Below are 11,065 nucleotides of genomic sequence, written 5' to 3' on the forward strand. Positions count from 1 at the left end.
TCCAGACCAACACCCTGCCGGAAGTCTGCGGCCGGGTGTGCCCGCAGGATCGTCTGTGCGAGGGTGCCTGCACTCTCAACGACGGCTTCGGCGCGGTGACCATCGGTTCGGTCGAGAAGTACATCACCGACACCGCGTTCGCCATGGGCTGGCGCCCGGACATGTCCAAGGTCAAACCGACCGGCAAGCGCGTCGCGATCATCGGTGCAGGCCCGGCGGGTCTGGGCTGTGCCGACGTGCTGGTGCGTGGCGGCGTGACCCCGGTGGTGTTCGACAAGAACCCGGAAATCGGCGGTCTGCTGACCTTTGGCATTCCCGAGTTCAAGCTTGAGAAGACCGTGCTGAGCAATCGCCGCGAAGTCTTCACCGGCATGGGCATCGAGTTCCGACTCAACACCGAGGTCGGCAAGGACGTGACCATGGAGCAACTGCTCGCCGAATACGATGCGGTATTCATGGGCATGGGCACCTACACCTACATGAAGGGCGGTTTTGCCGGTGAGGATCTGCCGGGCGTCTATGACGCGCTGGACTTCCTGATCGCCAACGTCAATCGCAACCTGGGCTTTGAAAAGTCGCCGGAAGATTTCGTCGACATGAAAGGCAAGAAGGTCGTGGTACTCGGCGGCGGAGACACGGCGATGGACTGCAACCGCACCTCGATTCGTCAGGGCGCCAAGTCGGTGACCTGCGCCTATCGTCGTGACGAAGCGAACATGCCTGGCTCGCGCAAAGAGGTGAAGAACGCCAAGGAAGAAGGCGTGAAATTCCTCTACAACCGCCAGCCGATCGCGATCGTTGGCGAGGACAAGGTCGAAGGCGTGAAGGTGGTCGAGACCCGTCTCGGCGAACCGGACGCCCGTGGCCGCCGCAGCCCCGAGCCGATCCCGGGCTCCGAAGAGATCATCCCGGCCGACGCCGTGGTCATCGCGTTCGGTTTCCGTCCAAGCCCGGCACCGTGGTTCGAACAGTTCGAGATCCAGACCGACAGCCAGGGCCGCGTCGTCGCGCCTGAGCAGGGTCAGTACAAGCACCAGACCAGCAACCCGAAAATCTTCGCCGGTGGCGACATGGTGCGCGGTTCCGACCTGGTGGTGACGGCGATCTTCGAAGGGCGCAATGCCGCCGAAGGGATCCTCGACTACTTGGGCGTCTAAACAAACAACGCAATACCTTGTAGGAGTGAGCCTGCTCGCGATAGCGGTGTTTCAGTCACCTGATGCATTGACTGAAACACCGCTATCGCGAGCAGGCTCACTCCTACAGTTGTTTTGCGGTGTTGCAAAATCAGCATTCCAACGCAATAAATTGACCCGATAGACAAAAGGCTGACCTGCATCCGTGCCTTTTGCGTCGCGCTCTGAGAAAATGCCCGCACTTTTTTTCCGGATGCCGACATGACTGCCCTGAAGAACGACCGTTTCCTCCGCGCCCTGCTCAAGCAACCCGTTGACGTCACCCCGGTGTGGATGATGCGCCAGGCCGGCCGCTACCTGCCTGAATACCGCGCCAGCCGTGCCCAGGCCGGTGATTTCATGAGCCTGTGCATGAATCCGGAATTCGCTTGCGAAGTCACGTTGCAACCGCTCGACCGCTATCCGCAACTCGATGCGGCGATCCTGTTCTCCGACATCCTCACCATCCCCGATGCCATGGGCCAGGGCCTGTACTTCGAGACCGGTGAAGGTCCGCGCTTCAAGAAAGTCGTCAGCACCCTGGCCGATATCGAAGCCCTGCCGATCCCCGATCCGCACAAGGATCTCGGCTACGTGATGGATGCGGTCAGCACCATCCGCCGCGAGCTGAACGGCCGTGTGCCGCTGATCGGTTTCTCCGGCAGCCCGTGGACCCTCGCCACCTACATGGTCGAAGGCGGCTCGTCGAAAGACTTCCGCAAGACCAAGGCGATGCTCTACGACAACCCGCAAGCCATGCACCTGCTGCTGGACAAGCTGGCGCAGTCGGTGACCTCGTACCTCAACGGCCAGATCCAGGCCGGCGCGCAAGCGGTGCAGATCTTTGATACCTGGGGCGGCAACCTGTCGGCGGCGGCGTATCAGGAATTCTCCCTGGCCTACATGAAGAAAATCGTCAGCGGCCTGATCCGCGAGCACGACGGGCGCAAGGTGCCGGTGATCCTGTTCACCAAGAACGGCGGCCTGTGGCTGGAAAGCATCGCCGACGCCGGCGCCGACGCACTGGGCCTGGACTGGACCTGCGACATCGGCAACGCCCGCGCCCGTGTTGGCGACAAGGTCGCGCTGCAAGGCAACATGGACCCGACCGTGCTCTACGCCAAACCGGAAGCGATCCGCACCGAAGTCGGGCGCATTCTGGCCAGCTACGGCAAGGGCAGCGGCCACGTGTTCAACCTCGGCCACGGCATCACCCCTGAGGTCGATCCAGAACACGCCGGCGCCTTCCTGCGCGCGGTGCATGAGTTGTCGGCGCAGTACCACGAGTGATCGACGCGCAATAGAAAACGCCCGGCCAATGCCGGGCGTTTTTGTTTCCACAATTCAACGTCGGACTCGGATCAATTGTAGGAGTGAGCCTGCTCGCGATAGCGGTAAGTCAGTCGCCCGATGTGTTGGCTGACACACCGCTATCGCGAGCAGGCTCACTCCTACAGGGTTTTGTATCAGGCTTTGACACCCTGCAACGGCGGCAACTTCGCCAGTTTCAACGCCACCAGCAGCGCCACCAGCAACAGCGCACCAATGAACAGGCCAATCCCGTTCCAGCCGCCCAGATGCCAGAACACCCCACCCGCCGTCCCGGCAATGCTGGAACCTGCGTAATAGCTGAACAGGTACAACGACGACGCCTGGCCCTTGGCCTTCAGCGCCCGCCGGCCGATCCAGCTGCTCGCCACCGAGTGCGCGCCGAAGAAGCCGAAGGTGAAGATCAGCATGCCGACGATCACCAGCAACAGCGGCGTAAACATGGTCAGCGCAAGGCCGGCGAACATCAGCGCGATGGTTGCCCATAGCACCTTGCGCCGCCCCAGTTTGTCCGCCAGCGAACCGATCTTCGCCGAGCTGTAGATGCCCGACAGGTACACCACCGACAGCAAACCGACGAACACCTGGTCGAGGTTGTACGGCGCGGCCAGCAGGCGATAGCCGATGTAGTTGAACAGGGTGACGAACGCGCCCATCAGCACGAACGCTTCAAGAAACAGCAGCGGCAGGCCGGCGTCGCGAAAGTGCATGGTGAAGCCATCAAGCAGGCTGCGTGGGTGCAGCGAGCGCGAGCGGAAGTTGCGCGACTCGGGGAGGATTTTCCAGAACACCGCTGCCGCGACCAGCGCCAGGCCGCCGATCACCAGCATCGCCGTGTGCCAGCTGACGAAGTCGATCAGCACCCCGGTGATCAAGCGTCCGCTCATCCCGCCAATCGCGTTGCCGCCGATGTACAGGCCCATCGCCAGACCGATGTGCTGCGGATGGATTTCCTCGCTCAGATACGTCATCGCCACGGCCGCCAGGCCGCTCAGCGACAGCCCGATCAACGCGCGCATGATCAGCACACCGTGCCAGCTCGGCATCATCGAACTGGCGATGGTGCATAACGCGGCGGCGAACAGTGCCGCGACCATCACCGGTTTGCGCCCGACGCGGTCGGAGATCGGCCCGGTGATCAGCAGACCAAAGGCCAGCATGCCGGTCGCCACCGACAGAATCAGGCTGCTCTGCGCGGCGTTGATCGAATATTCGTGGGACAGCAGCGGCATCATCGGCTGCACGCAGTACAGCAGGGCGAAGGTCGCGAAGCCGCCGCTGAACAGCGCCAGCACCGTGCGCATGAACATCGGTGTGCCTTTTTCGATGTAGATCTCCTGCAGCTCGGCGACGACATCGTCTGCGGCGGCAGGCGGGACTTCATGGGCCAGGGGGGCGACAGCTGTTTTCACTTCAGACCTCGGAGGGCACGGCCAGGCAGGCAATGAAAAAATCATATAGCTGGCTAATGTTTCTATCCAATATATTGTTCGACCTGTTTGATAGCTTTAACGACCTAATGGGGTATCCATGGAATTGCGTCATGTGCGCTACTTCATCGCCGTCGCCGAAGAACTGCATTTCGGCCGCGCCGCACAGGTGCTGGGGATCTCCCAGCCGCCGCTGAGCCAGCAGATTCAGGCGCTGGAGCAAGAGGTCGGCGCGCGGTTGTTCGAGCGCACCAATCGTCGGGTCGAGCTGAGCGAAGCCGGCCGATTGTTTCTGCAGGAGGCGCGGCTGGTGCTGGCGCAGGTCGACAAAGCGGCGGACGTCGCCCGGCGTGCGCAACTCGGCGAACTCGGCGAATTGAAGATTGGCTTCACCTCGTCGGCGCCGTTCAACTCGACCATTCCCCAGGCGATTTTTGCTTTTCGTCAGCGTTTTCCGGCCGTGCACCTGAACCTGCGGGAGATGAGCAGCACCATGGTCGCGGACGCGCTGGTGGATGAGTCGATCGAAGTCGGCATCATGCGTCCGCTGGGCCTGCCGGATTCGCTGAGTGTGGTCGAACTGATGCGTGAGCCGCTGGTGGCGGTGCTCGGCTCCAAACATCCGTTGGCGCAAGGCAGCGAGGAAGGGCTGTTCCTCTCGGCGCTGGCGCTGGAGCCGTTTGTGTTTTTTCCGCGCAGCTACGGCAGCGGGCTGTATGCGCAACTGCTCAGTCTGGCGCGCGATGCCGGGTTCAGCCCGCACTTTGCTCAGGAGGCTGGCGAGGCGATGACCATCATCGGACTGGTCGCAGCGGGGCTGGGAGTTTCGGTGTTGCCGGCGTCGTATCAGCGGATGCGTATTGACGGTGTGGTCTATCGACCGCTGCTCGATCCGGAGGCGGTGTCGGCGGTGTGGCTGGTACAGCGCAAGGATCAGAAATCGCCGATGGCCAAGGCGTTCGTCGAACTGCTGACGCGTAAGGTTGAGCCTTCAAAAGCTTGATTGCTGCGCAATCAAATCGCGAGCAGGCTCGCTCCCACAGGGGAACGCATTCCAAGGTGGGAGCGAGCCTGCTCGCGAAGGCGTCAACTCAAACACCAACGCCCCTCAGGGCAACCGCACCAGATCCCCCTTCAACGCCACCCGCGTCACAAACACCCCGGCCCGGCACTCATAGGTATTCAAATCCTTGCGCACATGCTGGTCGTAATAACTGACGATATTGACCACCGCATTCGCCCCGACCCGCTTGGCGTCGGCCTGCAACTTGATCAGGTTCGACTGCAGCACCCACTCGCAGGAATCGTGATCACTCTTGTTGAAGCCGTTGGTCTTCAGATCACTGACCACATCCCGACGCAACAACTGCTGCGTGCCCTGCGGCCCGTTGCCGATCAGATAGAACTTCACACTGCCATCCAGCCGCCCGGCGCGAATCGCGTCCGAGAGCACCGTCTCGAACGGCATGTACATCAGATTGGTGGCGTGGCTGGCGCCGGGCAATAGCCCGAGGAGTGCGGCGGCGATCAGGGCTTTCACTTGCATGGTCATCTCCTTGACGGTGAAAGAGAACCGCGAGTGCAGGGCTGATAGGCTCGCCGTTCAAGCAGGCGCGGTGCGACGGCCTGTCAGGACGAGTGTAGAGCTGAAATGAGCAGGGCGCCGAATAGTGCCCTTGTGGCGAGAAAATTTATCCTCGCGTTATCGCGGATTTTAAGGTGATTGCGATCTGGACTACACAAGGTCAGTGCATTCCCTACAAAAACATCAGAAGTGATGTGCCTTGTGTGAATAACCTAAGGACGCTAATTTTCATAACGCCAGAAATCATCAAGAAAAAACATGATCGAAAAATTCACGAACTGGGACTCTATCGATTATTTGAAAAATGAAGAGGACTTGGTGAGCTATCTTGAGGTTTGCTTGGATGAAGCCGGGGGAGATCTTCGGTTCATCGCCAAAGTGCAAGAGACGATTGCCCGTGCCCGCCTCAAGATGTTGGGCGATGCCCAAAAATGTTCCCCCAAGGGGCTTGTGAGACTCTGAGGATCCTGGGCAACCAGCCATCACAGAGCCAGACAGGTGAACGGCGATGACAAGCCAACCTGTTTGTGAAAGGGCGCCGTAAGGCGCCCTTTGTCGTTTCTACTGTCAATCAATCAACGTGTGCCAAATCCCCACGCAACGCCACGCTCGACACCACAAGGCCCGCACGGCACTGGAATTTCTCGGTGTCTTTGTACAGGTCGCGCTGGTCGACGCTGGCGATGTTGATCACGGCGTTGGCGTCGGCTTTTTTCGCGGCGTTCTGCAAGGTGGCGAGGGCCGACTGCAGGGCCCAGAAGCAGGCGTCGGTATCGGATTTGTTCGAGCCGTTGGTCTTGCGGCTGCTGCTGACGGTGTCGAGTTTGCGCACCTGTTTTGGCAGGGTTTCGCCGGCCAGGTAGAACTTCACGCTGCCGTCCAGCAGGCCGGCGTCGGTGGCGCGTTTGACGCCCTCGCGAAAGCTCAGGTAGGTCGGTTCGTCGGCGCCTTGCTTGACGATGCCCAGGTCGTTGACGAACTCGATGTCCGGGTTGATCGACAGCTCCTTGAGTACGTTATCGCGCAGGCGGTTGACCCAGCGGTTGTAGTTGCCGTGGATCTTGCCGTCCTTGGCGTCGAGGCCGTAGCTGCTGCGGTAGTCGATTTCGAACGAGGTCGGGCTGAACGGGATGTCGACTTCGGCGTGGTGACGGCCGCGTACGGTAATCGCTGCCTTGATCATGCCCGGACGCACCGACTGCACCACCCACTGGCGATCATTGAGCGCGGTGACGATGGCGCGGCTCATCTGTTGCTGGGTGAAGCCGAGGCTGGGCGAGAACTCTTCCTTGGCGTTGTAAACCGGTTTGCTGGTGCAACCGCCGAGCACAAAGGCCAGGGCCAGCAGGGCGGCGATGCGGTGAAACTGAGTCATTCCCTTCACTCCAAACGTGTTGCGGTCAGTGCCAGCGGCGGAAAATCAACGAGGTGTTGACGCCACCAAAAGCGAAATTGTTGTTCATCACGTACTCGTGATGCATCTGGCGGAATTCGCCGCGCAGGTAATCGAGCTTGCCGCAGTGCGGATCGACCTCGTCGAGGTTGAGCGTGTGCACATACAGGTCGCGATTGAGCATTTCGATGCTGAACCACGACTCCAGCGCGCCGCATGCCCCCAGCGTGTGGCCGAGGAAACTCTTCTGCGAGCTGATCGGCATGTGTTCGCCGAACAGACTGCTGGTTGCCAGTGTTTCGGCAATGTCGCCCTGTTCTGTAGCGGTACCGTGACCATTGACGTAACCGATGGCGTCCGGCGCCAGCCCGGCGTCTTCCAGCGCCAGTTCCATGGCGCGGCGCATGGTTATCTGCTCCGGGCGGGTGGTGTGCTGGCCGTCGGCGTTGCTGCCGAAACCGACAATCTCCGCATGGATGCGCGCACCGCGCGCCAGCGCATGCTCCAGCTCTTCGAGCACCAGCATGCCGCCACCTTCGCCGATCACCAGACCGTCGCGGCCCTTGTCGTACGGACGTGGGCTGGTCTGTGGCGCGTCGTTTTTCAGGCTGGTGGCGTACAGCGCGTCGAACACCATGGCTTCAGTCGGGCACAGCTCTTCGGCACCGCCGGCGAGCATCAGCGGCAGCCGTCCGAACTTGATCGCCTCGTAGGCGTAGCCGATGCCTTGGCTGCCACTGGTGCAGGCGCTGGACGTCGGGATCAGGCGTCCGGTGAGGCCGAAGAAAATGCTGATATTGGCCGCGGTGGTGTGCGGCATCATCCGCACGTAGGAGTTGGCGTTGAGCCCCTCGGCCACCGAGTTCAGCAGCATGTTGCCGAAGGCCTTGATCTCGTCGGTGCTGCCGGTGGACGAACCACACGCCACACCCATGCGCCCGTCCTTGATCGATTCGTCACCGAGCAGGCCGGCGTCGGCCAGTGCCTGTTCCGCCGCGCCCACCGCCAGCCGTGACACCCGGCCCATGCTGCGCAGTTGCTTGCGGGTCCAGTGCGGCGGTACGACAAAATCATCGATCGGCCCGGCCAGGCGGGTGTTGAGTTCGCTGAAGCGGTCCCACTCGTCCATCCGGCGGATGCCGCTGCGGTTGGCCGCGAAGTTACCGGCGATGGTCTGCCAATCGCTGCCCAGCGAGGTGATGCCGGCCATGCCGGTGACGACAACGCGCTTCATCAGCACAAGCCTCCGTTGACCGCCAGGACCTGGCGGGTGATGTACGAGGCTTCCGCCGACATCAGGAAATTCACCGCAGCAGCGACCTCTTGCGGGGTGCCCATGCGTTGTGCGGGGATCATTTTCATCAGCTCTTCCACCGGCACGTTTTCGTCGAGCATCGCCGTGTCGATCAGGCCCGGCGCGACGCAATTAACCGTGATTTTGCGCTTGCCCAGTTCAATCGCCAACGCTTTCGCCGCACCGATCACCCCGGCCTTGGAGGCGCTGTAGTTGACCTGGCCGCGGTTGCCGATCAAACCCGACACCGAGGTGATGCAGACGATCCGACCGGCGGCGCGACGACGGATCATCGGCATCATCACCGGGTGCAGGACGTTGTAGAAACCATCGAGATTGGTGCGCAGCACCACGTCCCAATCGTCATCGCTCAGCGCCGGAAAAGCGCCGTCGCGGGTCAGCCCGGCGTTGAGTACCACGCCGTAATAGGCACCGTGGGTTTCGACGTCGGCTTCGAGGATGGTTTTGCAGGCTTCGCGGTCGGCGACGTCGAATTGCAGGATGCGCGCGTGACGGCCCAGCGCTTCGACTTCGGCTTTCACTGCCTGGGCTTCAGCCATGCCGCTGCGGCAATGCAGGACGATGTCATGCCCCGCCTGCGCCAGACGCAAGGCAATGGCGCGGCCGATGCCACGGCTGGAGCCGGTGACCAGTACGGATTCAGTCATCGTTCGACTCCCGGTTTTGTTCAAGGTATTGGCTGGGCTGCGGCGGGCGGAACACGTTCAAGCGTGCGCTGGCCTCGATGCCGGGCCCGTGGATGTGGCATTCGAACACGCCCATGCCGTTGTCGTCTTCCAGCGAGCGGATGCCGTGGATGGTCAGTTCGCTGCCGGCCGCAAACGCCTCGACGTTGCACTCGAATTTGCGCGTGCCGAGGAGGAAACCCAGCTCCACCGGATTGCCCTTCTGCCGCGCATGGCAACCGGCGAACGCGGCAACGCTTTGCGCCATCAGCTCGACACCGACCCACGCCGGCAGGCTGCCGTCGGGCAGGTTGAACAAGCCGTCGGGCTTGACCGTGAGGCGGGTGTGGATCTGTTCCTCGTCGAAACTGAGGATGCGGTCGATCAGAATCATGTCGCCAGCGTGGGGCAGCAGTTCGGCGAGCGGCCAGTCGTTCATGGGGCGTCTCCGATAATCAGGCTGACGTTGTTGCCGCCGAAGGCAAACGAGTTGCTCATCAGGTAGCGGGGTGCAATGGACGACAGGCGTTCGCTCGCGGTCACCCACTTCAGCGCCGGCAAGTCGGGGTCGGGCCGGGCGTCCCAGACGTGTGGCGGCAAGGCGTGCTGCGGGTTGTCGGTGCTCAGGCTCAGCCAGCAGAACGCCGCTTCCAGCGCACCGGCCGCGCCGAGGGTGTGGCCGGTCATCGGCTTGGTCGACGAGCAGGCCACGCCTTCAGGAAACAGCGTGGCGACCGCCAGACTTTCCATCGCATCGTTGTGCTGGGTCGCGGTGCCGTGCAGGTTCAGGTAGCTGATTTGCGCCGCTTGCAACTGTGCGCGGCTCAAGGCTTTCTGCATCGCTTGCAGGGCGCCGCGGCCGCTCGGTTCCGGGGCGGAAATGTGGTGCGCGTCGGAGCTGGCGCCGCTGCCGAGCAGGGCGATGGCCGGGCTGTCGCCGCGCTGTTTGCTCATCAGGAACAGCACCGCCGCTTCGCCGATATTGATGCCGTTGCGGTTGGCCGAGAACGGATTGCAGCGCTCGTCGGACACCGCTTCCAGCGCGCTGAAACCGTTGAGCGTCAGTTTGCACAGGCTGTCGACCCCGCCGCACAGCACCGCATCGCACAGGCCCAGATCGAGCAGGCGCTGCGCGCTCATCAACGCCCGAGCGCTGGACGTGCAGGCGGTGGAAATCACATAGGCCGGGCCGCTGAGTTGCAGCCAGTCGGCGAGAAAATTCGCCGGGGCGCCGAGTTCCTGTTGCCGATAGTCGTACTCGGTGGGGAACTGCTGCTCGCGAAGGTAATGCGCCAACCCGCGACTGGCTTCGTCGATCCCCGAAGTGCTGGTGCCGAGCACCACGCCGATGCGCTCGCGGCCATAGGTCTGGATCGCCCGGTCGATGTCCTCGCGAATCTGCAGCGCGGCTTCCAGCAGCAGTTGATTGTTGCGGCTGCTCTGCTCGGCCAGTTCCGCCGGAATCGCCGCCAGCTCACCGTGCACCGCCGCCACCGGCAGCTCACGCCCGGCCACCCAGCCAGACTCGCGGCGCATGCCCGAGCAGTCACCGGCAAACAGGTTGTGCGCGACCTGTTGCTTGTCGCGGCCCAGCGCGCAGATCACGCCGAGGGCATTGAGGTAGGCAGTCATGGCGTCGGTTCACCGAGGGGAGAAACCCGATAGTGCGGGCCTTGGGGCAGGTTCAATTCAAAACTCAACGGTTGTGCATAACGGATCGTCCAGCGCGGCGCCAGCGTGCGTTGCTTGCCCTGCTGCTGCGCGGCGGGGTAATTGCGCGCCAGTTCGCCGGACGGGGTCAGGGCGAACAGCAACGCGGCAAACAGCTCCCGGGCTTCCGGGTTGGGCGGCAGCAGCCCGTCGGCCTGCCAGTGCCCATCGATCAGTTGCTGACGGGCCTGGGGAATGCCCAGCGGATCCATCATCGACCAGCGGATGCCAGGGCCTTCGCGCTGGATCACCAACAGCCAGTCCTGGCGCTGATCGGCCTGTTGGCGTTCGATGTGCAGTTGCAGCGGTAACGGCAGCGTCGGACTGCTCGCGGGCAGCGGGGCCTGGCTGGCGCAACCACTCAGCAGCAGAGAGCAAAGCGCCAATATCAGCCACCCCAGAATCCCTGTGGGAGCTGGCTTGCCAGCGATGGCTTTGGCACATCCAAAATTGAGTCCGACTG

The 11,065-nt window shown here is 62.4% G+C and carries 12 protein-coding genes; 4 read left to right on the forward strand and 8 right to left on the reverse strand.

The features are described 5' to 3' along the window. Both ACIP8I_RS22565 and hemE read left to right on the forward strand, forming a co-directional pair. On the forward strand, positions 1-1,157 hold a 1,157-nt coding region (locus ACIP8I_RS22565), incomplete at its 5' end, for an FAD-dependent oxidoreductase (protein WP_400764073.1). A 240-nt stretch (positions 1,158-1,397) separates the two neighbouring features. Further along, positions 1,398-2,465 (forward strand): uroporphyrinogen decarboxylase, encoded by a 1,068-nt coding sequence (gene hemE / locus ACIP8I_RS22570; RefSeq protein ID WP_007952372.1) that lies wholly within the window; start codon positions 1,398-1,400, stop codon positions 2,463-2,465. A 176-nt stretch (positions 2,466-2,641) separates the two neighbouring features. On the opposite strand, the gene ACIP8I_RS22575 is transcribed toward hemE, so the two are convergent. After that, positions 2,642-3,916, reverse strand: coding sequence for an MFS transporter (locus ACIP8I_RS22575; protein WP_400764077.1), 1,275 nt, complete (start codon positions 3,914-3,916; stop codon positions 2,642-2,644). A gap of 118 nt (positions 3,917-4,034) precedes the next feature. On the opposite strand from ACIP8I_RS22575, the gene ACIP8I_RS22580 reads away from it, so the two are divergent. Next, positions 4,035-4,937, forward strand: a complete 903-nt coding sequence (locus ACIP8I_RS22580) for a LysR substrate-binding domain-containing protein (protein ID WP_400764080.1) — start codon at positions 4,035-4,037, stop codon at positions 4,935-4,937. 105 nt (positions 4,938-5,042) lie between these two features. Here the strand turns inward: ACIP8I_RS22580 and ACIP8I_RS22585 are convergent, their stop codons facing one another. Then, complete coding sequence (locus ACIP8I_RS22585) at positions 5,043-5,480, reverse strand: excinuclease (RefSeq protein WP_400764083.1); 438 nt, start codon at positions 5,478-5,480, stop codon at positions 5,043-5,045. Positions 5,481-5,777: 297 nt separating this feature from the next. Here ACIP8I_RS22585 and ACIP8I_RS22590 point away from each other — a divergent pair, with 297 nt between their 5' ends. Continuing rightward, on the forward strand, positions 5,778-5,981 hold the full coding sequence (locus tag ACIP8I_RS22590) for a transcriptional regulator (protein WP_367082694.1): 204 nt from the start codon (positions 5,778-5,780) through the stop codon (positions 5,979-5,981). Positions 5,982-6,090: 109 nt separating this feature from the next. On the opposite strand, the gene ACIP8I_RS22595 is transcribed toward ACIP8I_RS22590, so the two are convergent. From ACIP8I_RS22595 to ACIP8I_RS22620, 6 genes are read right to left on the reverse strand one after another with little or no spacing between them, the layout of a single operon-like run. Beyond that, complete coding sequence (locus ACIP8I_RS22595; protein ID WP_400764086.1) at positions 6,091-6,894, reverse strand: hypothetical protein; 804 nt, start codon at positions 6,892-6,894, stop codon at positions 6,091-6,093. 25 nt (positions 6,895-6,919) lie between these two features. Then, on the reverse strand, positions 6,920-8,146 hold the full coding sequence (locus ACIP8I_RS22600) for a beta-ketoacyl-ACP synthase (protein WP_400764088.1): 1,227 nt from the start codon (positions 8,144-8,146) through the stop codon (positions 6,920-6,922). Beyond that, the gene (gene fabG / locus ACIP8I_RS22605) at positions 8,146-8,874 is read right to left on the reverse strand and encodes a 3-oxoacyl-ACP reductase FabG (RefSeq protein WP_400764091.1); all 729 of its coding nucleotides are present in this window, start codon (positions 8,872-8,874) and stop codon (positions 8,146-8,148) included. Before fabG ends, ACIP8I_RS22600 begins: the two co-directional genes overlap by 1 nt. Beyond that, entirely contained in the window at positions 8,867-9,331 is a 465-nt protein-coding gene (locus ACIP8I_RS22610) for a hotdog family protein (protein WP_007967263.1), read from the reverse strand. Before ACIP8I_RS22610 ends, fabG begins: the two co-directional genes overlap by 8 nt. After that, positions 9,328-10,524, reverse strand: a complete 1,197-nt coding sequence (locus tag ACIP8I_RS22615) for a beta-ketoacyl-[acyl-carrier-protein] synthase family protein (RefSeq protein ID WP_400764094.1) — start codon at positions 10,522-10,524, stop codon at positions 9,328-9,330. Before ACIP8I_RS22615 ends, ACIP8I_RS22610 begins: the two co-directional genes overlap by 4 nt. Then, positions 10,521-11,006, reverse strand: a complete 486-nt coding sequence (locus tag ACIP8I_RS22620) for a hypothetical protein (protein ID WP_400764154.1) — start codon at positions 11,004-11,006, stop codon at positions 10,521-10,523. The genes ACIP8I_RS22615 and ACIP8I_RS22620 overlap by 4 nt, the downstream gene beginning before the upstream one ends. Positions 11,007-11,065: the final 59 nt, after the last annotated feature.

Origin of the sequence: Pseudomonas sp. NPDC088414 (genome assembly GCF_044753325.1) — a bacterium.
GTDB lineage: Bacteria > Pseudomonadota > Gammaproteobacteria > Pseudomonadales > Pseudomonadaceae > Aquipseudomonas.

Bases quoted from the DNA above. Each gene is read 5' to 3' on its own strand.
- ACIP8I_RS22580 (WP_400764080.1), top strand. From the start codon at position 4,035: ATGGAATTGCGTCATGTGCGCTACTTCATCGCCGTCGCCGAAGAACTG.
- ACIP8I_RS22615 (WP_400764094.1), bottom strand. From the start codon at position 10,524: ATGACTGCCTACCTCAATGCCCTCGGCGTGATCTGCGCGCTGGGCCGC.
- ACIP8I_RS22610 (WP_007967263.1), bottom strand. From the start codon at position 9,331: ATGAACGACTGGCCGCTCGCCGAACTGCTGCCCCACGCTGGCGACATG.
- ACIP8I_RS22595 (WP_400764086.1), bottom strand. From the start codon at position 6,894: ATGACTCAGTTTCACCGCATCGCCGCCCTGCTGGCCCTGGCCTTTGTG.
- ACIP8I_RS22600 (WP_400764088.1), bottom strand. From the start codon at position 8,146: ATGAAGCGCGTTGTCGTCACCGGCATGGCCGGCATCACCTCGCTGGGC.
- hemE (WP_007952372.1), top strand. From the start codon at position 1,398: ATGACTGCCCTGAAGAACGACCGTTTCCTCCGCGCCCTGCTCAAGCAA.
- ACIP8I_RS22585 (WP_400764083.1), bottom strand. From the start codon at position 5,480: ATGCAAGTGAAAGCCCTGATCGCCGCCGCACTCCTCGGGCTATTGCCC.
- fabG (WP_400764091.1), bottom strand. From the start codon at position 8,874: ATGACTGAATCCGTACTGGTCACCGGCTCCAGCCGTGGCATCGGCCGC.
- ACIP8I_RS22590 (WP_367082694.1), top strand. From the start codon at position 5,778: ATGATCGAAAAATTCACGAACTGGGACTCTATCGATTATTTGAAAAAT.